Raw genomic sequence first — 24,054 nt, 5'->3', positions numbered from 1 at the left:
CGGTTTGCTCATAGAGGCTTGCCTGCCCATTCGCCAGTCAAGGTCCTGAGAAACAGGACGATCAGGTCTTTGTCTTCCTGGGACGGATTGCGCCCCAACTGGTACCTGAACATCACGTCGACCGCCTCTTCCAGGGTCTTGGCCGACGCGTCATGGAAATACGGCGCGGTGACCGCGACGTTGCGCAGGCTCGGCACCTTGAACACGTGGCGGTCCTCTTCGTCCTGGGTCAGCAGGTAGCGACCCAGGTCCGACTCGACCGGGTTGCCGCGCGCCTTGAAGTAGTCGCCCATGACGCCGAATTTCTGGAACATGTTGCCGCCGATGTTGATGCCCTGGTGACAAGCGATGCAACCGTAGTCCTTGAAGCGTTGGTAGCCGTACTTTTCCTGGGTGGTGAGGATCTCGGTATCGCCGAGCAGGTACTGGTCGAACCGCGAACGGGGAGTCAGCAGGGTGCGTTCATAGATGGCCAGGGCGTTTTGCACATTGGCGGCGGTGACGCCATCGGGGTAGGCCTGTTGGAACGCAGCCTGGTAGGCCGGCACGGCAGAGAGATTGCGCACCACGGTGTTCCAGTCGCTGCCCATTTCCACGGGGCTGATGACGACGTCTACCACCTGTGCCTCCAGCGTGTCGACACGGCCATTCCAGAACTGCTTGAAGTTGAGGCTGGCGTTGAAGACCGACGGCGTGTTGGTGTCTACCGGCTTGCCGTCGAAGCCGATGGAAAACGGCTTGTCGTCGGCGCCTCCGGATTCCAGATGATGGCAGCTGGCGCAGGACAGCGCGTTATTCACCGACAGGCGCGGCTCGTTGAACAATTGGCGACCCAGCTCGACCTTGGCCGGGTCCAGCGTCGGCACCGCAGGCAAGGGTTTGAGCGCTTCATCCAACGGCGCGGCCATCAGCGGCATGCCGAAGCACAGCCACAGGCTCAGTATCAGGCCGGGACGGTAGGGTGAGACGTCGCTCAAGCGAGCACTCCTTGCAGGCGTAGGGCTGGTGATCGGGCGGCAGTGCCGTGCAGTTGCTTGACGGAACAGGTCGCCTTGGCCTTCCTTGGTTGCATCGCTGGGCGCAGCGCCGACCTGCTGTGACAGCATAGTCGAACTGCCTTGATATCGACGGCCAGTTGGCGTCAAATTAACCCCGCGCGTCAAGCGGGGAAGACGTGTTGGCGCAGGGGTCCGGTTCGGCTCAATTTTTCAGTTAATTCGAAGGCGCAGTAGGCATGGATGAACAACTCGCTACGCTCTCCACCGCAGTTTCCACGGTTTTGCTGGTCGACGATGAAGAGTCGATCCTCAACAGCCTGCGCCGCCTGCTGCGCGGTCAGCCCTTTGATGTGGTGCTGGCCGGCGGTGGCGCCCAGGCCCTGGAAATAATGGCGGCGCGGCCCGTCGACCTGGTCATGAGCGACGCGCGCATGCCGGGCATGGACGGCGCGCAGTTGCTGGCCGAAGTCCATCGCTTGTATCCCGCCACCAGCCGTATCCTGCTGACCGGCTACGCCGACGTGCCGACGATCATCAAGGCGATCAACGAAGGGCAGATCCACCGTTATATCGCCAAGCCCTGGAATGACGATGAGCTGAAGCTGATCCTGCAGCAGGCCCTGGAGCACCAGCGGCTTGAACGTCTGACCCAGGTGCAGAACGAGCAGCTCAAGGCGTTGAACGCGACCCTGGAAAAACGCGTGGTGTCGCGCACTTCGGAGTTGCAGCAGACCGCCGACATGCTCGACCTGGCCTACGAAGAACTCAAGCGCAGCTACGCGACAGGCACCGAGGTGTTTTCGTTGCTTGCCAACTTGCGCTTGCCCAGGGACAAGCAGACCAACCGCCCGTTGATCGAGCTGGTTCGGCTCTACTGCACGGCCCAGGGCATGGATGAAGCCAGCACGCGCGACCTGACCATGGCGGCCGCGCTCTACAACATCGGCAAGCTGAGCTGGAACGACAGCATGCTGATCGCCCCGTCCGACAGGCTGCACAGCACCGACCGCGAGCAATACCGAAGTTACCCGACCCAGAGCGAGTCGCTGCTGATGACCCTGGAGCCGATGAAGGACGCGGCACGCATCATCCGCCACCACCAGGAACGTTGGGACGGCAGCGGCTTCCCCGACCACCTCAAGGGCGACGCGATCCCGTTCGGTTCGCGCCTGCTGAAACTGGCGGTCGACTTCATCGAATTGCAAAAGGGCCTGGTCCTCGAGCGGCAGATGAACAGCGACGAGGCGCTGGTGTATATCCGCAAATATGCCGGGCGCCTGTATGACCCGGACCTGGTCGAGGACTTCGTCCTGGCCTGTGCCGCGTTCCTGAGTGACGTGACCCTCGGCGATCCGGCGGTTAAGGTACTGACCACCCGTGAACTGGAAGCCGGCATGGTCCTGGCGCGCAACCTCAACGCTGACAACGGCATGCTGCTGCTCAACGCCGGCAAGGTGCTGAACCTGCCGCTGGTGGACAAGCTGATTGCGTTCGAGGCGATGGAGGGCGCGAAGTACAGCGTATTTATCAAACTACCCGAAGAGACCGCTGACCTTTGATGAACCTTTCGACTATCCGCATCGCCGCCGCCGTCCTGATCGGCAGCGACGGCCAGACCCTGCTGGTGCGCAAGCGCGGCACCCAGGCCTTCATGCAGCCCGGCGGCAAGATCGACGCCGGCGAGCAGCCCGCCGAGGCCCTGGCCCGCGAGCTGCAAGAAGAGCTGAACCTGCGCATTGCACCGAGCGACGCACGCTACCTTGGCCAGTTTTCGGCGCCGGCGGCCAACGAGCCGGGGTTTACCGTGCAAGCGGAGTTGTTCCTGCTGCAGGTCGACGGACCGGTCACGCCCGCGGCTGAGATTGAAGAGGTGCGCTGGATCGATCCCACCGGCGACGGCGGCTTGTTGCTGGCGCCCCTGACCCGTGATCTGATCCTGCCGTTTTATCGCAAGTCGCTGACGGCGTGATCATTCGCGCCTTGGTGGCCGGCGATGCCCAGGCGTATCGAGCCTTGATGCTGCAAGCGTATGACGCCTATCCCCAGGCATTCACGTCCAGCGTGGCCGAACGTGCGGCCATGCCGTTGAGCTGGTGGGAAAAGCGCCTGGGCGGCGCGCTGGACCGGTTGCTCGGTGCTTTTGTCGAGAACGAACTGGCCGGCATTGTCGGCCTTGCGTTCGAACCGCGCGAAAAGGCGCGGCACAAAGTCACCCTGTTCGGCATGTACGTGAACGCAGCCCACCAGCAACAGGGCCTGGGCCGCCGGTTGGTCGAAGCGGCGCTGGAGGAGGCGCGCCGGCAGCCCGGCCTCAAGCTGATCCAGTTGACCGTCACCGCCGGCAATGACCCCGCCTTCGCCCTGTACCAGCGCTGCGGGTTCATCCAGTACGGCCTGGAGCCGCTGGCCGTGCGGGTGGGCGTCGACTACTTCGACAAGATCCACATGTGGCGCGAACTGCAGGACAACTGAGATCAAATTTGGGAACCCATATCAAATGTGGGAGCGGGCTTGCTCGCGAATACGGCCTGTAGTGAGCGGGCTTGCCCCGCGCTGGGCCGCGTAGCGGCCCCAATAAAAACACCGCCGACCTCCAGGTAGAACCGAGTCGCCTGGTTTGGGGCGGCTTCGCCACCCAGCGCGGGCGGTGCGACGATTCGACAAGCCCGCTCACTACACACCGCCTTCGCGAGCAAGCCCGCTCCACATTTTGACCTTCATTGTTTCCGAGATCGTGTCGCCTAGCGCACCGCACTCACCCCATCCAACGTCGAAAACGACGTGTCCTTGGCGGTCAGCAAAAAATCGCGCATATACGGCGCATCCAGCATATCCGTACGAATTCCCGCATACAGCGTTGCAAACAAACCTCTCTCGCCCAGGCGCTTGGCTTTCACATAGCCGCGCGAGCTGTATTCATGCAGCGCCCAATGGGGCATGCCGCACACGCCGCGGCCGCTGGCCACCAACTGCATCATCATCACCGTCAATTCCGAGGTGCGCACCTGGGCCGGCTCCACGTCGGCCGGTTCCAGGAAGCGGGTGAAGATGTCCAGGCGGTCACGCTCCACCGGGTAGGTGATCAGGGTTTCGCTCAGCAGGTCTTCGGGCACGATGTACGCCTTGTTCGCCAGCGCGTGCTGGTTGGCCACCGCCAGCATGGCTTCGTAGGTGAACAGCGGCACATAAGTGATGCCCGGCAGTTCCAGCGGGTCGGAGGTCACCACTAGGTCCAGGTCGCCACGGGCCAGGGCCGGCAGCGGTGCGAAGGCGAAACCGGACGCCAGGTCCAGCTCGACTTCCGGCCAGGCATCACGAAACTGGTCGATGGTCGGCATCAGCCATTGGAAGCAACTGTGGCATTCGATCGCCATGTGCAAGCGCCCGGCCGTACCGCCGGCCAGCCGCGCAATATCGCGCTCGGCGCCGCGCAACAGCGGCAGGGTGGCATCGGCCAGTTGCAGCAGGCGCAGGCCGGCGCTGGTGAAGCGCAGCGGCTTGGTCTTGCGCACAAACAACTGCATGCCCAGGCGCTCTTCCAGTTCCTTGAACTGGTGGGACAGCGCCGACTGCGTCAGGTGCAGGCGCTCGGCGGCTTCCACCAGGCTGTCGGCTTCGCGCAAGGCGTGCAGGGTCTTGAGGTGACGGATCTCGAGCACGGGCTCTCCATGAAGACAATTTATGACAATAACGGATTGCGTGAGTTTGTCTCATGTTGCAAGGCGTGTCGACCTCGACCGCTGGGCACTCTTCATCAAACTGTCATGGAAGTGTGGCAGCGCGCTTGAACAAACTTCATCAGACTCGCGCTCTACTGGGGTTCTGCGTTTCGGTGTTTTTCATGCGCGTGTTGTGTTTACTGGCCGCCTTATTGTTCGGCCTGCCGTCTTTTGCGGCTTCTCGATGTGACGTCAATGTCCCGACCCAAACGGTCGACCTGGCTCAGGTGAGCATCGCCTACCAGAGCATTGGCCGTGCGTCCGACCCTGCCTTGCTGCTGGTGATGGGCCTGGGCGGGCAATTGATCCACTGGCCCGACGAAGTCGTCGTCGCCCTGTGTCAGCAGGGTTTTCGGGTGATCCGTTATGACAACCGCGACGTTGGCCTGTCGACCTGGCGCCAGGCTCCAGCCAATGCCAACCTGACTTTTGAAGTGCTGCGCTACAAGCTCGGCCTGCCCGTGGCGGCGCCGTATACCTTGACCGACATGAGCGACGACGCGCTCGGCTTGATGGACGCCTTGCACATCGAGCGATTCCACGTGCTGGGCGTGAGCATGGGCGGCATGATCGCCCAGCACATGGCCGCCATGGCACCGCAACGGGTGGAAAGCCTGACCTTGATCATGACCAGCTCCGGCGCCGAAGGCCTGCCGGCGCCGAATGCGGCGTTGGTGCAATTGTTGTCGCGCCGCAGCGCGCCCAACCGTGAAGTGGCGCTGGAACAGCAGGCCGATTTGCTCGCGGCGCTGGGCAGCCCGAACGTGAAGGATGATCGCCAGGCGTTGCTGCACCAGGCGGCCCTGTCCTACGACCGCGCCTTCAACCCCGAAGGGGTCAAGCGCCAGATCATGGCGATCCTCGCCGAACCCAGTCGCGTGCCGTTGCTCAACCAACTGCGCGTACCGACGCTGGTGGTGCACGGCACCGCCGACCCGTTGTTGCCGGTAATGCATGGCGTGCACCTGGCCGCGCATATTCAGGGCAGCCAGCTGAAACTGATTCCCGGCATGGCCCATCGTTTCCAGGAAGCGTTCAAGGCGCCGCTGCTGACGGCGGTGTTGCCGTACCTGCAAGCCCATCGTGAAGATGCGGCGCACTGGGCGCAGATTGATCCGGTGGCGCCTGCGAAGCTGCTGTGACATTGGTGTATCGTGCAACCTTTGCGGCACATTCAAGCAGCGAGGTTGCCTACCATGAGTACTCCCCTGAAAATCGATTTCGTCAGCGACGTGTCCTGCCCCTGGTGCATCATCGGCCTGCGCGGCCTGACTGAAGCCCTTGACCAGCTCGGCGGCGAGGTGCAGGCCGAGATCCGTTTCCAGCCGTTCGAACTGAACCCGAACATGCCCGCCGAAGGGCAAAACATCGTCGAGCACATCACCGAAAAATACGGCTCAAGCGCTGAAGAATCCCAAGCCAACCGCGCGCGCATCCGCGACATGGGCGCCGCGCTGGGCTTTGCCTTTCGCACCGATGGCCAGAGCCGTATCTACAACACCTTCGACGCGCACCGCCTGCTGCATTGGGCCGGGCTGGAAGGCTTGCAGTACAACCTCAAGGAAGCGCTGTTCAAGGCGTATTTCACCGATGGCCAGGACCCTTCCGACCACGCGACCCTGGCGATCATCGCCGAAAGCGTCGGCCTGGATGTCCAGCGCGCCGCCGAGATTCTGGCCTCGGATGAGTACGCCGCCGAGGTGCGCGAGCAGGAACAACTATGGACCTCTCGTGGGGTGACCTCGGTGCCGACCATTGTGTTCAACGACCAGTACGCCGTCAGCGGTGGCCAGCCGGCCGAGGCGTTTGTGGGGGCGATTCGCCAGATCATCAGCGAGTCCAAAAACTAAAGCCGAACACAGTTCAAACTGTGGGAGCTGGCTTGCCTGCGATAGCGGTGTATCAGTAAATGCATGTTGGGCTGACCCACCGCCATCGCAGGCAAGCCAGCTCCCACATTTGGATTTGTGTTGTACCCACCTGGCCCGCCCCTTGCATCGACCCCCTGAAGCCTTAGGGGGAACACTGCCTTGAATATTCTTGACCTCGACCACAGCCTCACCCGCCAGGCACCGATTGCCCGGCGTTTGGCCAGCGGCCGTGCCACGCGCATCGACCTGCTGGACCTGGGCCCGAAACTGCGCCTGTGGTCCACCGAAAAAAACTGGAAGCGCTTTACTCAGCGCCTGGCCCAGAGGCCCCGGCCCACGGACGCGCGGCCGGAAATCCTGTTTGTCGGCTCCGGGGATTATCACCACCTCACGCCAGCGTTTCTCGCCGACCTGAAAGAACCCATCAGCCTGATCCACTTCGACAACCACCCCGACTGGGTGCGCTTTGCGCCCAAGCGCCACTGTGGCTCGTGGGTCAACCGCGCGCTGAAAATGCCGGCGATCAAACGCATCGTCACCCTCGGGCCCTGCAGCGATGACCTGCATAACCCGCAACTGCGCGGCGGCAACCTCGGCGCGCTCAAGCGCGGGCAATTGCAGCTGTTTCCCTGGCAGCATCCACCGTCGAAAGTCTGGGGGCGGGTAGGGGACGGCGCTGGCCATCAACAACAGGAAAACCACCTGCACTGGCGCAACCTGGCCGAGCTCGATTGGACGGCGTTTCTTGAGCAACTGATCGACAGCCTGCCCACCGAGGCGATCTGGATCACCCTCGACAAAGACGTGCTCGCCAGCGAAGACGCGGCCACCAACTGGGACCAGGGCGGGATGCGCCTGACCCACTTGCTGCAAGCCCTGCGGGCCTTGGCTGCGCGCAAACGCATCATCGGCATCGACGTGTGCGGCGAGTTCGCCACGCCGGCGTTCAGCAATGCTTTCAAACGTTGGGAAGCCAAGTCCGACCAGCCGCCACCGCAGCGCTGGAGCGCCGAGGACCTGCAACGCAATGCGGTCACCAATGAAGCCCTGATTGATCTGTTTGAGGAGCTGTTCCCGTGACGTTGACCGTGGTGTGGCTGGTGGCGTTTTCCATCGTGCTCGATGTGCTCGGCCAGTTGTGTTTCAAGCTCGGCCTGGACCGTTTGCCCGAGTTGGAGGGCGGTTTTCGCCTGAATGCCTTCTGGAGCCAAGTGTTCCATGCGCCGCTGTTGTGGGCCGGGATCGGCGCGTATGCCATCGAGTTCTTCGTGTGGCTCGAAGCGCTGTCCCGCGCGCCGTTGAGCCTGTTGTTCCCGGCGGCCGCGCTGGCGTATTGCGGGGTGGTGCTGGCGGGCAAGGTGGTGCTGGGCGAAACCGTCAGCCGCCGCCGTTGGCTGGGCACGCTGGTGATTACCTTGGGTGTGATGCTGGTTGCGATTGCCGGGGGCCAGGCATGAATGCGCAGACGTGGCTGCAGGGGCGTGTCGGCACGCTGGTGCTGTGGGCATTGTTGATCTGTACCGAAAGCGCCGGGCAATTGTTCACCAAAGTGGCCGGGGACCAATTGGGGCAGATGGATTTCAACTGGCAGTGGCTGGCCGAGGTGGCCCGCAACCCGGGGATCCTGGCGGCGATTGCCTGCTACATCGGCGCGTTTTTCGTATGGATGCTGATCCTGCGGCGCAGCAGTTTGTCCCTGGCGTTTCCGCTGAGTTCACTGGTGTTCGTGGCGGTGTTGCTGGGTTCATGGCTGGGGCTGGGGGAACATATCAGCCCGCTGCACTGGGTGGGGGTGGGGGTGATTATCGCCGGGATCGCGCTTTTGGCTGAGGGCGAAGAACACTGAAATGTCTCTATGAAATGGGGTCCAAATGTGGGAGCGGGCTTGCTCGCGAAAGCGGTGTTTCAGTCGATACATACGTCACTGACCCACCGCATTCGCGAGCAAGCCCGCTCCCACAGTTTTAATCAGTGTGTATCAGTTGAAGGTGTAACTGATCGCCGTTTGCACCTGACCCTGGTTCACATCACCGCTCTGCCTGACGATGCTGCTGTCCGCCGCCGAACCCACCAGGTGTACCCAACTCGCGCTGGTCAACAGTGACCAATTGCGCGCCAGCGGGAACTGGAAGCTCTGGCTCAGGGTGACGTTCTGAAAGCCGCCGCTGGCGTTGTAGGCCTTGAATCCGGTGGCTGCGGCTTCGCTGTCATCCACCCCGAAATACGTCTGGGTCTGGCGCGCATCGGCAAAATGCGCCACCAGGCCGCTGCTGCCGATGATCCCGCCGCCCAGCGGGTAACCCAGCTCACCCCCGACCTTGCCAAGCGCGCCACTTTGCGAATGGCCGCCGCCCACGGCCTGGCCCAGTTGCGCGTAGACCCGCCAGAAGTCAGCCGGCGCGTATTGGACAAAGCCGCCTATCTCAGCCATGTCCGACACATTGCGCAGCCCCTGCAGCGACCCGTTGGAGGTGCGCCCCTGCAAGTAATTGATGTAAGGCCCGGCGCTGAAGCCATGGGTGTGCAAGGCGCTCCAGGTCAAACCGTCGTCGGTGCCCACGCTGACATCGCCCCAGTCCAGGTCGAGATACGGCACGGGCCGGGTTTCGTAGCGGCTGCCGGTGGGGTCGTGGGGCTGGTAGCTGACGCCTGCGCCGACGTCACCGGTGATGCCTTCGGCGTGCGCACAGAGGCTCAGCAAACCGGCGAGTGCAGCGCATGTGATCCTAAACATGGTCACGGCTCCTGAAGTGAATGCACGCGCATGAACGCGCAGACCGGCATGCCCGCGCAAGCACTCATCTTGTTTGTAGCAAGCTACAAAAATTGTAGCTTGTGCGACACATATCCCGGGGCGGGCCCAGCCCCGCTGGGCGATGGCCAATTGGCACAGTCCCTGCTCTACCCCTGATGCAAGCGCAGACAGCGCGCTCCATCAGGGTAACCACAATGATTGACTGGCATATCGTGTGCGACTTCGACGGGACCATTACCCCCACCGATGTCATCGACAACGTCCTCCAACGTTTCGCCGGCCCCGAATGGGAAACCATCGAACAGCAATGGCTGGATGGGCATATCGGTTCACGCGAATGCCTGAGCCGCCAACTGGCGCTGATCAAGGCGACTCCATCCGAACTGCTGGCGTATTTCGACAGCGTCGAGATCGACCCGGACTTCCCGGATTTCGTCGATCACGTGATGGGCCTGGGCGCGTCCATCGAAGTGGTCAGCGATGGCATCGAGCAAGGCATCGCGCGGATCCTGTCGCGCCACTACGTGACCTTGCTGCCGATCCTCGCCAACCGCCTGCGCCAGGTTGACCAGAACAGTTGGCGCATCGATTTCCCCTACGCCAGCGACGCCTGCCGCGCCGCCTCCGGCAACTGCAAGTGCAAATCCACCCCGCACAACAAACGGGTGCTGGTGATCGGCGACGGCAAGTCCGACATGTGCGTGGCGTCCACCGCCGACTTCGTGTTCGCCAAGGGCAGCCTCGCCGACTACTGCGTGGCCCACCAGATTCCCCATGCGCGCTTCGACAGCTTTGCCCAAGTACCGGCGTTGCTTGCGCAACTGCCGCAAGGCATCGCTGCCAACGCCGCCTCCTTTGTTGAAAATCAGGAACTCTTCCACCATGTCTGATATCCGAATCGCCACCGCCGAAGACCAGATACTCCTGGATAAAGAAGCCAAGTACTGCTCCTACGGCGACACCGTCCACTACATCGAACCGCCGCGCATTTTCAGCCGTTGCGAAGGCTCCTACGTGTGGGACACCGAAGACCAGGCCTACCTCGACCTGCAAATGTGGTACTCGGCGGTGAACTTCGGCTACGCCAATCCGCGCCTGAACAATGCGTTGAAACAGCAGATCGACACCCTGCCGCAGATCGCCAGCCAGTACCTGCACAAGGGCAAGATCGAGCTGTCGGAAATGATCGCGGTCGACGCCAAGAACAAGTTCGGCCTCGATGGCCGCGTGCACTTCAACGTCGGCGGTTCGCAGTCCATCGAAGACTCGCTGAAGGTGGTGCGTAACGCCACCAACGGCAAGAGCCTGATGTTCGCCTTCGAAGGTGGCTACCACGGTCGTACGCTCGGCGCCTCGTCGATCACCTCCAGCTACCGCTACCGTCGCCGCTACGGCCATTTCGGCGAGCGCGCGCAGTTCATCCCGTTCCCGTACCACTTCCGTGGCCCCAAAGGCATGACCAAGGAAGAGTACGGCAGCCATTGCGTGCAGCAATTCGCGCGCCTGTTCGAGACCGAATACAACGGTGTGTGGGACCCGAAGGTCGGCCAGAGTGAGTATGCCGCGTTCTACGTCGAGCCGATCCAGGGCACCGGCGGCTACGTGATCCCGCCGATGAACTTCTACCGCGAGCTCAAGCACGTCCTCGATCAGCACGGTATTTTGATGGTCAGTGACGAAATCCAGATGGGCTTCTACCGCACCGGCAAACTCTGGTCGATCGAGCACTTCGACGTGCAGCCCGATGTGATCGTGTTCGGCAAGGCGCTGACCAACGGCCTCAACCCACTGGGCGGTATCTGGGCCCGTGAAGAGCTGATCAACCCGAAGATCTTCCCGCCAGGTTCGACCCACTCCACCTTCGCCTCCAACCCGTTGGGCACGGCGGTGGGCCTGGAAATGTTCAAGATGACCAGTGAAGTCGACTACGGCGCGATGGTCATGGCCAAGGGCAAGTTCTTTCTCGAAGGCCTGCAAGACTTGCAGAAACGTTTCCCGATCATCGGCGACGTCGACGGCCTGGGCCTGGCCCTGCGCTGCGAAATCTGCGGCCCGGACGGCTTCACGCCGGACAAGGCGACTCTGGACTACATGGTCGAGGAAGGTATGAAGGGCGACATGCTGGTGGATGGGCGCAAACTCGGCCTGATCCTCGACGTGGGCGGTTACTACAAGAACGTGATCACCCTGGCGCCGTCCCTGGAAATCAGCTACCCGGAAATCGAGCTCGGCCTGAAGCTGCTTGAGCAATTGCTGGTACGGGCGACCCAGCGGTGAAGCCTGCGGGGATCGACCTCGGTGAAGGTGACGCCGGTTTCGTCCTCGGTGACGGTCCGGTCGGGATCCTGTTGATCCATGGCCTGACCGGCACTCCGACGGAATTGCGCCAGGTCGCCAAGGGCCTGGCCAAGGGGGGCAATTGCACGGTGTACGTGCCCACCCTGGCCGGGCACTGCGGTGACAACAGCGACCTGCAGGCCACCGGCTGGCGCGACTGGTACGAAGGCGTGCGCAAGACCTTCGTGGGCGTCAAGCAGCGTCACGCGCAGGTGTTTGTCGGCGGCTTGTCCATGGGCGCGGTGATGTCGATGTACCTGGCGTCGGAGCATGCGGGCCAGGTCACCGGCTTGCTGATGTATTCCACCACGCTCAAGTACGACGGCTGGAGCATCAGCAAAATGGCGTTCATCACGCCCCTGTTGATCCGCATTCCGTTCGGCGTGCGCCTGTTCCGCTTCACCGAAAAACCGCCCTACGGCATCAAGAACGAGCGCCTGCGCGCCATCGTTGAACGGCAGATGAAAGAAGGCGAAAGCAGCGAAGCGGGCTTGCTGACGATGGAAGGCGTGACCGTGCGGGAATTGCACTGGATGAATGCCGAGGTCAAGAAGCGCATGCCCTCGATCAACGTACCGGCGCTGGTGTTGCACTCCATCGAGGACGACATCACCAGCCGCTGGAACGCCGACTACGTGGAACGCCACCTCGGCGGGCCGGTGACCAAGATCCTGTTGGACAACTGCTATCACATGATCACGGTCGACCTGCAATACCGTCGGGTCATCGAGCTAAGCGCTGGCTTCATCGAGCAGCACAGGGTCCTCAAATCAACGCAGGCCCCTGTGGGAGCTGGCTTGCCTGCGATGGCATCACTGCGGCCTGCCTGATACACCGAGGCGCCTGCATCGCAGGCAAGCCAGCTCCCACATTGGATCGGCGTTCGCCAAAGAAATAAGGGAAATACGTGATCACCACCCAAGCCTTCTCGACCATTCGGGCCATCCAGCGCAGCGCCTGGAACGACTGTTTCCCGGGTGCCCTGGAAGACTGGGACTATTACGTCGCCGTGGAAAACGCCGCCATCGATGATTTCCAGTGGCGCTACCTGGCGGTCTACAAGGATGGAACGCTGGTGGCGGTGGCCGCCGCGTTCATCACCCATTATCGTCTCGACACCACGGTGTCGGGCGCCGGCAAGCGCCTGACCGAGCGTGTGGCGCGGCGCTGGCCGGGACTCCTGCAACTGGGGCTGTATGCCCTCGGCTCCCCGGTGGCCGAACGTTGCGACGTCGGTTTCGCCAGTGGCGTGCCACAGACACTGCGTCCGCAGTTACTCAAGCACCTGCTGGAAGCCGCTCGCCGGGACGCCGATGACTTCGGTATCGGCTTGCTGGCGGTCAAGGACGCGCCGAGCAAAGACCCGCATTGGCGCCAGAGTTGCCGGGCGGCGGGCTTGCAAAGCATGCCGAGCTTGCCCTCGGGTGTGCTGCCGCTGCCTTATGGCTCGGTGGATGCCTATCTGGGCTCGCTGGGCAAATCCACGCGCAAGGACCTGCGCCGCAAACTGCGTGCGCCGGGCCCGCGAGTGGAGTGGCGGCGCACGATCGACGATGTGCTGCCGGAGGTCATGCGCCTGTACGAGGCCACGCTGGCACGCGCCGAGTTGCAGTTCGAGCGGCTGCCTGCCGGCTACTTCACCGGGGTGCTCGAACGCCTCGATGACCGCGCGGTCTGTGTGCTCTACTGGGTGGGCGAGCACCTGGTGGCGTTCAATCTGGTCCTGGTCGACGAACACCGGCTGGTCGACAAGTTTTTCGGGCATGACGTGGCATTCAGCCGCGACTACAACCTGTATTTTCGCAGTTGGCTGACCAACGTCGACTACTGTATCCAGCACAATATTGCGCGATACGAGTGCGGCCAGGCCGGGTATGCCAGTAAGCTGCGCCTGGGATGCGAGTTCCAGGGCAACAGCGTGTTTTTTCGTCACCGCAACCGGCTGGTCAACAGCCTGCTCATGCTTGTAAAACTGTTTATTCGACCGGATCGTTCCGACCCTGCCATGGCTGCTGCGATAAGCGAAACCTGATGATCACCAAGACCCGCCAGAAAGCCCGCCCCTTTGCCATTTCGCGCTGGAGCGTGCAGCGCAAGCTGGTGCTGGCGTTCTGGCTGGTCAGCGTGATTCCCACCATGATTGCCGCGGAACTGGCCGCCACCACACTGTCGCAGATTTTCGACAGCAACGTGCGCATCTGGCTGCAGGAGTCGACCAAGATCGTCAAGGACGAGATCGGCGACATTCTTCACGACAACGCGCGCATGGCCAAACTGTTCCTGCGCTACACCAGCCCGCCGTCGAGCCGGCAGGCCGCGAGACACGACCGGCTGACCGCCGACATTGCCGATGCCACCGATATCGACGTGGTGGCGCTGATCCGCGTCAGTGACCATAAGCTGGTGTTCAGCACTGCCGCCGATGACATCGTCCAGCAGATCAGCCTGGCCAAGAACACGGTACTGCAGACGGTGCAGGTGGGCGGCGCCTCCACCGGCATTGTGGTCTCGACCTTTGAAACCAGCCAGGACGGCGTCGATTATCTGCTGCTGGTCGGGACCTACCTGGACAGCAGTTTCCTCACCAGCGTGGCCGATGTGCATTCCCTCGATCTGCGCCTGTACCTGGCCAACCCCGACGGTTTCTCCGAAATATTTTCGACCCAGCGCTTCGAGGATCACCCCTCGCGCATCCCCAAGAGCGTCGAAACCGCGATGCGCAGCACCAAGCAGCCCAGCGAGCAGTTCACCAACAACTACAGCGGTTTGTACTGGCCGATCTTCAACGATGCCGGCGACCTGCAAGGCGTGATCTTCAGTGGCCTGCTGCGCCACACCAGCCTGGTCGGGCTGGTCAACCAGAGCAATCTGTTCGTGCTGATATTCCTGCTCAGCTCGGCGCTGTCGCTGGCGGCGGGGGTATTGGTGTCGCGGCGCCTGACCAAACCGCTGCGGGACCTTTCCCAGGGCGTCAGCGCGGTGATCAGCGGCGACTACGCGCACCGCGTGGCGGTCAGCGGTGGCGACGAGCTGGCGCAATTGAGCAGCACCTTCAACCATATGACCGAGCGCCTGGGCGAGTTGCATCACCTCGAAGCCCAGTTGCGTCGGCGTGATCGCCTGCACGCCCTGGGTGAAGTCGCCATGGGCCTTGCCCACGAAATCCGCAACCCGCTGGGCATCATCAAGACGGCGACCCAACTGCTGCACCGCCGTGCCGACCTGGCGCAAACCGACAAGCGTCACCTGGAATACGTGATCAGTGAAGTCAGCCGCATCAACGACCTGATCACCGAGTTCCTTGACTTCGCCAAGCCCAACCCGCCGTTGCGGGTATTGCAGCCTGCGCGCGCCGTGGTGGAGGAAATCCTCGGCTTCTGCGGCCCTGAACTGGCCTCCCATAACATCGATGCGCACATCGATGACCAGGCGCCGGGCGCGACGATCTATGCCGATGCCAAGCAGCTCAAGCAGGCGTGCCTCAACCTGATTCTCAACGCCATCGACGCGATGCCCGAAGGCGGGCGCCTGACGCTGGGCATTCGCACGGCGGGCGAACATACGGTGATCAGCATTGCCGACACCGGCCAGGGCATACCGGCCGAAATGATCGAGCGTATCTTCACGCCCTTCGTCACCACCAAGGCTTCCGGCACCGGCCTGGGCCTGGCCAAAGTCTATTCGATCATGGAAAGTCACGACGCCAGCATTGAATGCGCCAGTGAGAAAGATGCCGGCGCCACGTTCAGCCTGTACATTCCGGCAATGGGCGAAGACGACGAGGACAGTCATGACGCATAACATTCTGGTGGTCGACGACGAACCCAAACTCTGCGACCTGCTGGCGTCGGCCCTGGGCCAGAACGACGTGCAGGTGTTTATCGCCGGCAACGGTCTGCATGCGCTCAAAGTGCTGGAAGGGGAAGACATCGACCTGGTCATCAGTGACTGGCGCATGCCCGGCATGGACGGCCCGGCGCTGTTGGCCGAGATCAAGCTGCGCTACCCCCACGTGCCGGTGATCGTGATGACGGCCTACAGCACGGTGAAAAACGCCGTGCAGTCGATGCGCAACGGTGCCTACGACTACATCGCCAAGCCGTTCGACATCGACGAACTGGACATCACCGTGGCCAAGGCCCTGCAGTTTCGCGACATCATGCGCGACAACGCACGCCTGCGTGCCGAGCTGGATGAACACGCGCAATTCGACAGCCTGGTCGGCGACAGCCCGGCGTTTCGCAAAGTGCTGCAAGCGGTGGACTCGGTGCGCGACAGCAGCGCCACCATCCTGCTGACCGGCGAAAGCGGCACCGGCAAGGAAATGGTCGCCCGCGCCATCCACAAGTACGGCAGCCGTGCCGACAAGCCGTTCGTGGCGGTCAACTGCGCGGCGATCCCGGAAGGGCTGCTGGAAAGCGAAATGTTCGGCCATCGCAAAGGCGCGTTTACCGGCGCCGTGGCCGACCGGGTCGGGCGCTTCCAGCAGGCCGACAAAGGCACGTTGTTTCTCGATGAAGTGGGCGACATGCCGCTGGCGTTACAGGCCAAGATCCTGCGCGCGTTGCAGGAGCGCGTGATCGAACCGGTGGGCGATCCGCGCGAGCGCAAGGTGGACGTGCGGGTGATCGCCGCCACCAACAAGAACCTGCTGCAGGCGGTGGCCAACAAGGAATTTCGCGAAGACCTGTATTACCGCCTCAACGTGTTCCCGATCCCGCTGCCGCCCCTGCGTGAACGCGTGGAAGACATCGCGCCCCTGGCCCGGCACTTCGCCCACAGCCTCAGCGCCACGGCCGGCAAGCGTATTACCGGGTTCAGCGCCGAAGCGTTGCAGGCCATGGCCGCGTATCACTGGCCGGGCAATATCCGGGAGCTGCAGAACTGCGTGGAGCGCGCGACCATCGTGGCGGCTTCGTCGGTTATCGAGGATATCGACTTGCCGGGCTACTTGTTTGCGTCCAAACCGAGCGAGGGCGGCGTGACCGCGATCCTCAGCGACGGGCCGGGTATTCCCCAGGATTTGGATGCGGCGTTGGCGGAGGTGGAGAAGGCTTATATTCTGGCGGCGCTGCAGGAGAGCAATGGCGTACAGGCCGCGGCGGCGCAGAAGATCGGGATTTCGGAGAGGAGCTTTTGGTATCGCTTGAAGAAGCTGGGTATCCAGGTCGACAAGATCGTCCGCTGACTTCTCTGGCACGCCTCAATTCAACTGTGGGAGCTGGCTTGCCTGCGATAGCGGTCTATCTGTGCCAAATGTTCTGGCTGATACATCGCTATCGCAGGCAAGCCAGCTCCCACAGTGTTGACCGTGTTGTGTCAGGTATGGACGCGCACCCAGACGCTGACCAAAACGGTCGCAGCCATCAGCCATGCTACCGCTGCCACCGCGAGCGACGCCTCCAGCCGCATCCGATCCACCACCACATACAACGTCGCCAAGTACACAAAATACGGAATGATCGACCACATCCCGAACAGGATCGTGGTTTTCAGATCCTCTACAGAACGGCCCTTGCCGACGATGTAATGGGCGATCAACGCAAAGGTCGGAAACAGCGGCACCAACCCCGCGATGTAATAGTTTTTGGTCTTGGCCAGCGCCGCCAGAATCAGCACCACCGCCGCGCCCAGGGCGGCTTTCAAGAAAAGATCCATCAGTGGCTCAACCCGTATTTTTTGACTTTGTCGAACAAGGTGGTCTTGGCCATCCCCAGTTCCTGGCTGGCCTGGGTCAGGTTGCCGCCGCTGCGTTGCAGGGCGTCGTTGAGCAGGTTGCGTTCGAAGGCTTCCACCGCCTCGGTGAAGGCCAGGCCGTGGTTGCCGCTGCTGGCGCCGCTTTTTTTGAAGGCCGGCAGGCCAAGGGCGAAGCGTTCGGCAACGTTGCGCAGTTCACGCACGTTGCCCGGCCAGTCGTGGCTCATCAGGCTCGACAGGGTCTGGTTGTCCAGCTCCGGCACGGCGCGGTCGAAGCGCAGGGATGACTGCTGCAGGAAGTGTTCGAACAATTGCAGGATGTCTTCGCGGCGCTCGCGCAGGGGCGGCAGTTCCAGGGTCACCACGTTGAGGCGGTAGTACAGGTCGCTGCGGAACTGGCTGGCGCGGCTCAGTTCGTCAAGGTCCGACTTGGTGGCGGCGATCACGCGGCAATCCACCGCCACGCTCTGGTTCGAGCCCAGGCGTTCCAGGGTGCGCTCCTGCAAGACGCGCAGCAATTTGATCTGCAGGTTGATCGGCATGCTTTCCACTTCGTCGAGAAACAGCGTGCCTTCGTGGGCGTGTTCGATCTTGCCGATGCGGCGCTTGCCGGCGCCGGTGAAGGCGTTGGCTTCATGGCCGAAAATCTCGCTTTCGAAGAGGTTCTCCGGCAGGCCGCCGCAGTTCAGCGCGACGAACTGGTGGGCATGGCGCCGGCTGAAATCATGCAGGCAGCGCGCAACCAGTTCCTTTCCGGTACCGGTCTCGCCTTCGATCAAGACGTTGGCCGAGGTGTCGGCGACGTTGGCGATCAACTCGCGCAGGTTCTGCATGGCCGGCGAGCGGCCGATGATGCGGCCTTCCAGGGAATCGCGCTCGGCCAGTTGGCGGCGCAGCGACCAGACTTCCCGCGCCAGCCCGCGTTGTTCCAGAGCGCGGCGCGCGACGTCCACCAGGCGCTCGGGGGAGAAGGGTTTTTCCATGAAATCGTAGGCGCCATTGCGCATCGCACCGACCGCCATGGAGATATCGCCATGCCCGGTGATCAGCACCACTGGCAGGCTTTTGTCCAGGGCCTTGAGGCGCGTGAGCAGCTCCAGGCCGCCGATGCCCGGCAGGCGGATGTCGCTGATCACAATGCCGGCGAAGTTCTCGCCGATGCGCTGCAACGCCTCTTCGGCACTGCCCACGCCGACGCTGGGAATATCTTCCAGGGCCAGGGCTTGCTGGCAACCGAGCAACACATGGGGGTCGTCTTCGACGATCAGGACGGTGAGGTCTTGGGCTTCAATATTCATGTCGACTCAGCTCGTTGAGCGCCCACCAGTGGCAGGTTCAGGACAAAGGCGGTACCACCATCGGCCGGATGTTCCACGGCAAGGCTGCCGCCAGTTGCGGCCGCGAGGCTCGCGGAAAGGGTCAGGCCCAGGCCCAGGCCTTGTTCGCCGGGCTTGGTGGTGAAAAAGGGTTCGAACAAATGCTTGCGCGTCTCGGGATCGATGCCATGGCCGTTGTCACGCACGCGCAGACGGTATTTACCGTCGGCGCTGCTGCCTTCCAGCCACAGCTGCGGAGCCGGTTGGGCTTGCATGGCATCGAGGGCGTTGCCGATCAGGTTGACCAGGATCTGCTCCAGGCGCGTCTGGTCGATTTGCAGTTGGGCGTGGGAAAAGTCGCGGTGCAGGGTCAGCGGCAGGCTGTCCAAGCGTGCGCCGAGTACCTGGAACGCGGCGTCCACGGCCTTGGCGAGGCTGGCTTCACCCTGATCATCGCCGCGCCGGGCGAAGGAACGCAGGCTGGCGGTGATGCGGCCCATGCGGTCGATCAGTTCGTTGATGGTCTTGAGGTTGGCGCTGGCGGTGTCCAGCGCGCCACGCTCAAGGAAGCGTACGGTGTTGCCCGACAGCGTGCGCAACGCCGCCAGCGGCTGGTTCAGTTCATGGGCGATGCTGGTGGACATCTGGCCAATGGCTGCGAGTTTGCCGGCCTGCACCAGTTCATCCTGGGCGCGGCGCAGGGTTTCTTCGGCCTGGCGCCGCTCGCGGATCTGGCCCTTGAGCCGTTCGTTGCTGGCACGCAGGTCGGCAGTGCGTTCAGCGATCCGCCGTTCCAGCTGGCTGTTGGCTTCCTGCAGGGCTTCCCGTGCGGCGAGGCGGGTGGCGATGACTTTGCGTCGCTCGTTCCAGGCAATCAGCAAAAACGCCACCAGGCCAAACGCGACCGCCACCAGGATGCCTTGATTGATGGCGGCGCGGCGCAGGTCGTTGAGCGGGGTGAGCAGGGTGAAATGCCACGGCGTGTCATTCAGCGGGCGGGTTTGCGCCAGGTAGCTGACGGCGTGCTCGTCATTCACCACTTCGCTATTGGCCGGGAAGGTCAGTTTTTCGGCGCGTTCGTTGAGGCGTTCGCGGGCCAGGGGCTCCAGCGCGTTCAGCGTTGCCCAGTAATATTGCAGGCTGTGGGCCAGGCGGTCCTTGGTTTCATCGCTCAGCGGGCGCACGGCCTTGAGGCGGCGGGCCGGGTCGCTGGAGAGGATGATGATGCCGTTCTCGTCGCTGACAAAAGCTTCAAGGCGCGCGCGTTGCCAGCGTTCTTCCAGGGCTTCGAGGCGCACTTTGACCACGGCGACACCGATGATCTTGCCGTGTTCTTCCAGGCCATGGGCGAGGTAGTAGCCAGGTTCGCCATTGGTGCTGCCGATGCCGTAGAAGCGTCCGGGCTGGCCACGCACGGCGTTCTGGAAATAGGCGCGAAAGGACAGGTCTTCACCCTGGTAACTGTCGGCATCGCGCCAGTTACTGGTGGCGAGCACGCGGCCGGTGGTGTCCATCACGTAGATGGCGCGGCTGCGACTGCGTCGGTTGAGGCCTTCGAGGTAGTCGTTGACGGTTTTGCGGGTTTCCTGGCTGGGGTCGGCCAGCAGTAGGGAAACGCTGGATTCCAGCTCGAGGAGGCTGGGCAGGTAGGTGTATTTGCTCAGTTCACTTTCGACGGTGCGGGCATGCAGCTCCAACTGGCGTTCACCGGTGTCGCTGAGGGTGCGAATGCCGTAGTACTCGCTGATCCAGAAGCCGATGTAGCCCAGGCCGATCATCAGGGCGATGATCAACGGTGGCAGGAACAGTTGGCGGATCAGGCGTGGTTTCACGGCAAGTGATGGCGGTGCGGCGCGAAATTGGTTGGGGTCGCATTTCATCACAGATGCCTTGGGTCAGCTACCGCTGTCAGCCGCGCAGAGATCGGGCTTGTGTGGGAGCCGGGCTTGCCCGCGATGCAGGCGCCTCGGTTTCAAAATTGCACCGAGGCGATGCTATCGCAGGCAGCCAGCTCCCACATAAGCCAGCTCTCACACAAATCGCGTTTCTGCAGGGCAAACGGTGTTGCTTTTAGTGCTGCAGGATTTTCTCAAGGAAGTGCTGCGCGCGTTCGGAGCGGGCGCTGATGTCGCCGAAGAACTCTTCTTTCGGGCAGTCTTCGATGATCTTGCCGGCGTCCATGAAGATCACCCGGTCGGCCACTTTGCGGGCAAAGCCCATTTCGTGGGTCACGCACATCATGGTCATGCCTTCCTGGGCCAGCTGCACCATCACGTCCAGTACTTCGTTGACCATTTCCGGGTCCAGCGCTGACGTCGGTTCGTCGAACAGCATGACGATCGGGTCCATGGCCAGGGCGCGGGCGATTGCCACACGCTGTTGCTGGCCGCCGGAGAGTTGGCCCGGGTGCTTGTGGGCGTGCGCCGACAGGCCCACGCGCTCGAGCAATTGCAGGCCTTTCTTGGTGGCTTCTTCCTTGCTGCGGCCAAGCACCTTGATCTGCGCGATGGTCAGGTTTTCGGTGATGGTCAGGTGTGGGAACAGTTCGAAGTGCTGGAACACCATGCCCACGCGTGAGCGTAACTTTGGCAGGTTGGTCTTCGGGTCGGCAATCGAGGTGCCGTCCACGATAACGTCGCCCTTCTGGAACGGTTCCAGCGCGTTGACGCACTTGATCAGGGTGGATTTGCCCGAACCGGACGGCCCGCACACCACGATCACTTCGCCTTTTTTAACCTCGGTGCTGCAATCGGTCAGCACCTGGAAGTCGCCATACCACTTGTTGATGTTCTTGATAGAGATCATACGGCAAACCTTTTTTGCAGACGCTTGACCAGCAGCGAGGCGGAAAAGCTGATGATGAAGTAGACGACACCGGCGAAGATCAGGAACTCGTTGGAGCGGCCGATGATGTCGCCGTTGGAGCGGGCGGAGTTGAGGAAATCCACCAGGCCCACGGTGTAGACCAGCGAGGTGTCCTGAAACAGGATGATCGACTGTTGCAGCAGCAACGGTGTCATCTTGCGGAACGCCTGGGGCAGGATGATCAGGCGCATGGTCTGGCCATAGGTCATGCCCATGGCCTGTGCCGCCGCCATCTGGCCCTTGGGAATGGACTGCACGCCGGCCCGCACGATTTCGCAGAAGTACGCGGCTTCGAACATCATGAACGCCACGACGCAGGAGGTGAACGCACCGATCGGGGTGTCTTCGCCTGTGATCCAGCGCAGCACGAACGGTACCGCCAGGTAGAACCAGGTGATCACCAGCAGCAGCGGGATCGAGCGGAAATAGTTCACATAGGCGCCGGCCACGCGTGACAGCAATTTGCTGGACGACAGGCGCATCAGGGCGAGAATCGTACCCAGGATGATGCCGCCGACCACGCCCATGACCATCAACTGCAGGGTCATGACCATGCCGTTCCACAGGCCCGGGATGGCGGGGATGATGCCGCTGAAATCGAATTCCATTATTTACCCCCCAGGGAAATCAGGCCGGGCACCGCGACTTTCTTCTCGACCATGCGCATCAGCAGCATCAGGCTCATGTTCAGGGTGAAGTAGATCAGCGTGGCCAGGGTGAAGGCCTCGAACAGGTTGGCCGAGAACTCGGCGGTCTGCTTGGTTTGCGCCAGCAGTTCCATCAGGCCGATCAAGGACGCCACGGAGGAGTTCTTGAAGACGTTGAGGAATTCCGAGGTAAGCGGCGGAATGATGATCCGGTACGCCTGGGGCAGCAGCACATTCCAGTAGATCTGCGGCAGCTTGAAGCCCATGGCGCGCGCGGCGGCTTCCTGGCCGGTTGGCAGCGCCTGGATGCCGGTGCGCACTTGCTCGCACACACGGGCGGCGGTGAAGAGGCCCAGGCACACGACCACGCTCAGGTAGGCGGACGTCGTCGGGTTCAGGTCCTGTTTATACCAGTCCTGCAGGCCTTGTGGCAGCAGGTCGGGTATCAGGAAGTACCAGATGAACAGCTGAACCAGCAGCGGCACGTTACGAAACAGTTCAACGTAGCAGGTCGCGATGCCCGCCACGAGGCGGTTCGGCACCGTGCGCATGACGCCCAGGATGGACCCCAGCAGCAAGGCGATGATCCATGCCACGACAGCGATGGCGATAGTCCAGCCCAAACCGGCGATGTACCAGTCGAGATACGTCTCGCTGCCAACGCCCGTGGACTTGAAGAATACGCCCCAGTCCCAGTTGTAATTCATTAGGGTCTCCCCCGAAATCGATCGATGTACAAGCACCCGCTTGGGGAAAATCCATTCCCGCCCAACGATGAACGCCAGGCACACGCGATCGGCTCGAAAACCGCCAGGTCGAGTGTTCCAAAGTAAAACCAGCAGGTAGTAACAGACGCCTGAGGGAAGGTGGGCTCCCTCAGGCGATAAGCTTAGTCAGGTATCAGATTTTTACGTCAGGCGCTGGTTTGTCGCTTGGGTTGGCGATCAGCTCCTTCACCTTCTCGCTCATCGGGAAGTTCAGGTTCAGGCCTTTTGGCGGGATCGGGCTTTCGAACCATTTGGCGTAGATCTTGTTGATCTCGCCGGACTTGTACAGGCCGACGATGGCGTTATCCACGGCTTTCTTGAAGTCCGGGTCGCCTTTGCGAACCATGCAGGCGTAGGCTTCGAAGGACTGTGGCGTACCGGTGATAACCCAATCGTCCGGCTTCTTGGCCTTGGCTTCTTCACCGGCGAGCAGGGCGTCGTCCATCATGAAGGCGACGGCGCGGCCGCTTTCGAGCATCTGGAAGGATTCGCCGTGGTCCTTGGCGGAGATGACGTTCATGCCCATCTGCTTGTCGGCGTTCATCGCCTTGAGGATGCGCTCGGACGTAGTGCCGGCGGTGGTCACGACGTTCTTGCCTTTCAGGTCGGCGAAGTCGGCGTATGACGGCTTGCCTTCCTTGTCTTTCTTGACCAGCAGACGGGTGCCGATTTCGAAGATATTGGTGGTGAAGTCGACTTGCTGGGCGCGTTCGGCGTTGTTGGTGGTGGAGCCGCACTCGAGGTCCGCGGTGCCGTTCTGGATCAGCGGAATACGGGTTTGCGAGGTTACCAGGTTGTACTTGGTCTTCAGGTCGGGTTTGTTCAGGTCTTTTTTCAGGGCTTCGACGACAGCCAGCTGAATGTCATGGGAGTAGCCCACGGGTTTGCCCGTACCATCCGCGATGTAGGAAAACGGAATGGAGCTGTCGCGGTGAGCGAGAGTGATGGTGCCGGAGTCGTTGATCTTCTTCAGGGTGCCGGTGAGTTCAGCGGCGAACACTGGAGTGCTGATCAGAGCGGCAGCGATAGCTGCGCCCAGAATATGGGGAACGATGCGCATCAATACTTCCTCGACATTTGTT

The 24,054-nt window shown here is 62.1% G+C and carries 24 protein-coding genes; 14 read left to right on the top strand and 10 right to left on the bottom strand.

Translation table 11 applies throughout. The annotated features are described in order from the left end of the window. Positions 1-8: 8 nt before the first annotated feature. Complete coding sequence (locus KVG91_RS27430; protein WP_169378312.1) at positions 9-977, bottom strand: cytochrome-c peroxidase; 969 nt, start codon at positions 975-977, stop codon at positions 9-11. A 257-nt stretch (positions 978-1,234) separates the two neighbouring features. On the opposite strand from KVG91_RS27430, the gene KVG91_RS27425 reads away from it, so the two are divergent. Genes KVG91_RS27425 through KVG91_RS27415 form a run of 3 tightly spaced genes read left to right on the top strand, consistent with a single transcriptional unit; the run spans position 1,235 to position 3,470 of the window. Continuing rightward, positions 1,235-2,557 (top strand): HD domain-containing phosphohydrolase, encoded by a 1,323-nt coding sequence (locus KVG91_RS27425; protein ID WP_169378313.1) that lies wholly within the window; start codon positions 1,235-1,237, stop codon positions 2,555-2,557. After that, positions 2,557-2,967: an NUDIX hydrolase gene (locus tag KVG91_RS27420; protein ID WP_169378314.1), complete on the top strand. Its 411-nt coding sequence runs from the start codon at positions 2,557-2,559 to the stop codon at positions 2,965-2,967. The genes KVG91_RS27425 and KVG91_RS27420 overlap by 1 nt, the downstream gene beginning before the upstream one ends. Continuing rightward, positions 2,964-3,470: a GNAT family N-acetyltransferase gene (locus KVG91_RS27415; protein WP_169378315.1), complete on the top strand. Its 507-nt coding sequence runs from the start codon at positions 2,964-2,966 to the stop codon at positions 3,468-3,470. The genes KVG91_RS27420 and KVG91_RS27415 overlap by 4 nt, the downstream gene beginning before the upstream one ends. 269 nt (positions 3,471-3,739) lie before the next feature. On the opposite strand, the gene metR is transcribed toward KVG91_RS27415, so the two are convergent. Continuing rightward, positions 3,740-4,657, bottom strand: coding sequence for a transcriptional regulator MetR (gene metR, locus KVG91_RS27410; RefSeq protein WP_169375582.1), 918 nt, complete (start codon positions 4,655-4,657; stop codon positions 3,740-3,742). A gap of 182 nt (positions 4,658-4,839) precedes the next feature. Between metR and KVG91_RS27405 the strand changes: the two genes are divergently transcribed. From KVG91_RS27405 to KVG91_RS27385, 5 genes are all read left to right on the top strand, one after another. After that, positions 4,840-5,859, top strand: coding sequence for an alpha/beta fold hydrolase (locus KVG91_RS27405; RefSeq protein ID WP_169375581.1), 1,020 nt, complete (start codon positions 4,840-4,842; stop codon positions 5,857-5,859). Positions 5,860-5,913: 54 nt separating this feature from the next. Further along, a complete protein-coding gene (locus tag KVG91_RS27400) occupies positions 5,914-6,567 on the top strand; it encodes a DsbA family oxidoreductase (RefSeq protein ID WP_169375580.1) in 654 nt (217 codons plus the stop codon). Positions 6,568-6,747: 180 nt separating this feature from the next. After that, the gene (locus tag KVG91_RS27395; protein WP_169375579.1) at positions 6,748-7,668 is read left to right on the top strand and encodes an arginase family protein; all 921 of its coding nucleotides are present in this window, start codon (positions 6,748-6,750) and stop codon (positions 7,666-7,668) included. Next, positions 7,665-8,045: a DMT family transporter gene (locus tag KVG91_RS27390; RefSeq protein WP_169375578.1), complete on the top strand. Its 381-nt coding sequence runs from the start codon at positions 7,665-7,667 to the stop codon at positions 8,043-8,045. The genes KVG91_RS27395 and KVG91_RS27390 overlap by 4 nt, the downstream gene beginning before the upstream one ends. Continuing rightward, positions 8,042-8,434, top strand: a complete 393-nt coding sequence (locus KVG91_RS27385) for a DMT family transporter (protein ID WP_217894971.1) — start codon at positions 8,042-8,044, stop codon at positions 8,432-8,434. Before KVG91_RS27390 ends, KVG91_RS27385 begins: the two co-directional genes overlap by 4 nt. 132 nt (positions 8,435-8,566) lie before the next feature. Here the strand turns inward: KVG91_RS27385 and KVG91_RS27380 are convergent, their stop codons facing one another. Beyond that, positions 8,567-9,322, bottom strand: coding sequence for a MipA/OmpV family protein (locus KVG91_RS27380; protein WP_169374644.1), 756 nt, complete (start codon positions 9,320-9,322; stop codon positions 8,567-8,569). A gap of 215 nt (positions 9,323-9,537) precedes the next feature. Here KVG91_RS27380 and KVG91_RS27375 point away from each other — a divergent pair, with 215 nt between their 5' ends. The 6 genes from KVG91_RS27375 (at position 9,538) to KVG91_RS27350 (ending at position 16,868) form a co-directional block, all read left to right on the top strand. Beyond that, positions 9,538-10,233, top strand: a complete 696-nt coding sequence (locus KVG91_RS27375; protein ID WP_169374645.1) for an MtnX-like HAD-IB family phosphatase — start codon at positions 9,538-9,540, stop codon at positions 10,231-10,233. Continuing rightward, the gene (locus KVG91_RS27370) at positions 10,226-11,620 is read left to right on the top strand and encodes an aspartate aminotransferase family protein (RefSeq protein WP_169374646.1); all 1,395 of its coding nucleotides are present in this window, start codon (positions 10,226-10,228) and stop codon (positions 11,618-11,620) included. The genes KVG91_RS27375 and KVG91_RS27370 overlap by 8 nt, the downstream gene beginning before the upstream one ends. After that, a complete protein-coding gene (locus KVG91_RS27365; protein ID WP_169374647.1) occupies positions 11,617-12,510 on the top strand; it encodes an alpha/beta hydrolase in 894 nt (297 codons plus the stop codon). Before KVG91_RS27370 ends, KVG91_RS27365 begins: the two co-directional genes overlap by 4 nt. A gap of 77 nt (positions 12,511-12,587) precedes the next feature. Next, positions 12,588-13,712 (top strand): GNAT family N-acetyltransferase, encoded by a 1,125-nt coding sequence (locus KVG91_RS27360; RefSeq protein ID WP_169374648.1) that lies wholly within the window; start codon positions 12,588-12,590, stop codon positions 13,710-13,712. After that, complete coding sequence (locus KVG91_RS27355; protein ID WP_169374649.1) at positions 13,712-15,481, top strand: sensor histidine kinase; 1,770 nt, start codon at positions 13,712-13,714, stop codon at positions 15,479-15,481. The genes KVG91_RS27360 and KVG91_RS27355 overlap by 1 nt, the downstream gene beginning before the upstream one ends. Beyond that, entirely contained in the window at positions 15,471-16,868 is a 1,398-nt protein-coding gene (locus KVG91_RS27350) for a sigma-54-dependent transcriptional regulator (protein ID WP_169374650.1), read from the top strand. Before KVG91_RS27355 ends, KVG91_RS27350 begins: the two co-directional genes overlap by 11 nt. Positions 16,869-16,999: 131 nt before the next feature. Here the strand turns inward: KVG91_RS27350 and KVG91_RS27345 are convergent, their stop codons facing one another. From KVG91_RS27345 to KVG91_RS27315, 7 genes are all read right to left on the bottom strand, one after another. Then, positions 17,000-17,338, bottom strand: a complete 339-nt coding sequence (locus tag KVG91_RS27345; protein WP_169374651.1) for a GlpM family protein — start codon at positions 17,336-17,338, stop codon at positions 17,000-17,002. Further along, positions 17,338-18,675, bottom strand: coding sequence for a two-component response regulator AauR (locus KVG91_RS27340; RefSeq protein WP_169374652.1), 1,338 nt, complete (start codon positions 18,673-18,675; stop codon positions 17,338-17,340). The genes KVG91_RS27345 and KVG91_RS27340 overlap by 1 nt, the downstream gene beginning before the upstream one ends. After that, a complete protein-coding gene (locus tag KVG91_RS27335; RefSeq protein WP_217894970.1) occupies positions 18,672-20,573 on the bottom strand; it encodes a two-component sensor histidine kinase AauS in 1,902 nt (633 codons plus the stop codon). The genes KVG91_RS27340 and KVG91_RS27335 overlap by 4 nt, the downstream gene beginning before the upstream one ends. A 190-nt stretch (positions 20,574-20,763) precedes the next feature. Beyond that, on the bottom strand, positions 20,764-21,498 hold the full coding sequence (locus KVG91_RS27330) for an amino acid ABC transporter ATP-binding protein (protein WP_065926530.1): 735 nt from the start codon (positions 21,496-21,498) through the stop codon (positions 20,764-20,766). Beyond that, entirely contained in the window at positions 21,495-22,166 is a 672-nt protein-coding gene (locus KVG91_RS27325) for an amino acid ABC transporter permease (RefSeq protein WP_057021812.1), read from the bottom strand. Before KVG91_RS27325 ends, KVG91_RS27330 begins: the two co-directional genes overlap by 4 nt. Further along, entirely contained in the window at positions 22,166-22,912 is a 747-nt protein-coding gene (locus KVG91_RS27320) for an amino acid ABC transporter permease (protein WP_169376644.1), read from the bottom strand. Before KVG91_RS27320 ends, KVG91_RS27325 begins: the two co-directional genes overlap by 1 nt. A 193-nt stretch (positions 22,913-23,105) precedes the next feature. Continuing rightward, positions 23,106-24,032 carry a glutamate/aspartate ABC transporter substrate-binding protein gene (locus tag KVG91_RS27315; RefSeq protein ID WP_169376645.1) on the bottom strand — a complete coding sequence of 309 codons (927 nt, stop codon included), beginning with the start codon at positions 24,030-24,032 and terminating at the stop codon, positions 23,106-23,108. Positions 24,033-24,054 lie beyond the last annotated feature (22 nt).

The sequence above is a fragment of the Pseudomonas azadiae genome (assembly GCF_019145355.1).
GTDB lineage: Bacteria > Pseudomonadota > Gammaproteobacteria > Pseudomonadales > Pseudomonadaceae > Aquipseudomonas > Aquipseudomonas azadiae.
The sequence above is the reverse complement of the archived record's forward strand: the minus strand, read 5'-3'. Positions and strand labels throughout refer to the sequence as shown.

What these genes read in the sequence shown, in the direction of transcription:
- KVG91_RS27425 (WP_169378313.1), top strand. Translation starts at nt 1,235, where the DNA reads ATGGATGAACAACTCGCTACGCTCTCCACCGCAGTTTCCACGGTTTTG.
- KVG91_RS27420 (WP_169378314.1), top strand. Translation starts at nt 2,557, where the DNA reads ATGAACCTTTCGACTATCCGCATCGCCGCCGCCGTCCTGATCGGCAGC.
- KVG91_RS27405 (WP_169375581.1), top strand. Translation starts at nt 4,840, where the DNA reads ATGCGCGTGTTGTGTTTACTGGCCGCCTTATTGTTCGGCCTGCCGTCT.
- KVG91_RS27400 (WP_169375580.1), top strand. Translation starts at nt 5,914, where the DNA reads ATGAGTACTCCCCTGAAAATCGATTTCGTCAGCGACGTGTCCTGCCCC.
- KVG91_RS27385 (WP_217894971.1), top strand. Translation starts at nt 8,042, where the DNA reads ATGAATGCGCAGACGTGGCTGCAGGGGCGTGTCGGCACGCTGGTGCTG.
- KVG91_RS27380 (WP_169374644.1), bottom strand. Translation starts at nt 9,322, where the DNA reads ATGTTTAGGATCACATGCGCTGCACTCGCCGGTTTGCTGAGCCTCTGT.
- KVG91_RS27375 (WP_169374645.1), top strand. Translation starts at nt 9,538, where the DNA reads ATGATTGACTGGCATATCGTGTGCGACTTCGACGGGACCATTACCCCC.
- KVG91_RS27370 (WP_169374646.1), top strand. Translation starts at nt 10,226, where the DNA reads ATGTCTGATATCCGAATCGCCACCGCCGAAGACCAGATACTCCTGGAT.
- KVG91_RS27355 (WP_169374649.1), top strand. Translation starts at nt 13,712, where the DNA reads ATGATCACCAAGACCCGCCAGAAAGCCCGCCCCTTTGCCATTTCGCGC.
- KVG91_RS27350 (WP_169374650.1), top strand. Translation starts at nt 15,471, where the DNA reads ATGACGCATAACATTCTGGTGGTCGACGACGAACCCAAACTCTGCGAC.
- KVG91_RS27345 (WP_169374651.1), bottom strand. Translation starts at nt 17,338, where the DNA reads ATGGATCTTTTCTTGAAAGCCGCCCTGGGCGCGGCGGTGGTGCTGATT.
- KVG91_RS27340 (WP_169374652.1), bottom strand. Translation starts at nt 18,675, where the DNA reads ATGAATATTGAAGCCCAAGACCTCACCGTCCTGATCGTCGAAGACGAC.
- KVG91_RS27335 (WP_217894970.1), bottom strand. Translation starts at nt 20,573, where the DNA reads ATGAAATGCGACCCCAACCAATTTCGCGCCGCACCGCCATCACTTGCC.
- KVG91_RS27330 (WP_065926530.1), bottom strand. Translation starts at nt 21,498, where the DNA reads ATGATCTCTATCAAGAACATCAACAAGTGGTATGGCGACTTCCAGGTG.
- KVG91_RS27325 (WP_057021812.1), bottom strand. Translation starts at nt 22,166, where the DNA reads ATGGAATTCGATTTCAGCGGCATCATCCCCGCCATCCCGGGCCTGTGG.
- KVG91_RS27320 (WP_169376644.1), bottom strand. Translation starts at nt 22,912, where the DNA reads ATGAATTACAACTGGGACTGGGGCGTATTCTTCAAGTCCACGGGCGTT.
- KVG91_RS27315 (WP_169376645.1), bottom strand. Translation starts at nt 24,032, where the DNA reads ATGCGCATCGTTCCCCATATTCTGGGCGCAGCTATCGCTGCCGCTCTG.